This window comes from Bacillus sp. mrc49, assembly GCF_002803435.1.
This window is the reverse complement of the sequence record NZ_PHNG01000294.1, coordinates 1-377: the sequence shown is the minus strand read 5'-3', so window position 1 is coordinate 377 and position 377 is coordinate 1. Positions and strand designations below refer to the sequence as shown.

The following is a 377-nucleotide window of genomic DNA, read 5'->3' as shown; positions in this document are numbered from 1 at the left end:
GACAGCCGTGGAGCTAGGTATACCATTCTCTGACCCTGTTGCGGATGGACCGGTCATCCAGCAGGCTGGCATCCGTTCCTTGGAAAATGGCACCACTTTAAGGGATGTACTGAAAAAAGTGAAGGAAATCAAAAATGAGGTGAAGATCCCCATCATCTTAATGGGCTATTCCAATTCGCTCATGGCCTATGGTCTTAAAGAATTTACCGAAGATTGCCTTAGTGCGGGAATATCCGGATGTATCATTCCGGATGTGCCAATTGAAGAAGAAGCGGTGTTTTCCTCTATCAAAACGGCAGGGATCGTGCTTATCAGGCTCGTGACACTCACCTCCTCGAAAGAGCGCATCACAGAGATTACAGCAGGGGCAGAGGGCT

Annotated in this window: 1 protein-coding gene; it reads left to right on the top strand. The window is 48.5% G+C overall.

The features are described from left to right. On the top strand, positions 1-377 hold a 377-nt coding region (gene trpA, locus CVN76_RS02020), incomplete at both ends, for a tryptophan synthase subunit alpha (RefSeq protein WP_100530165.1).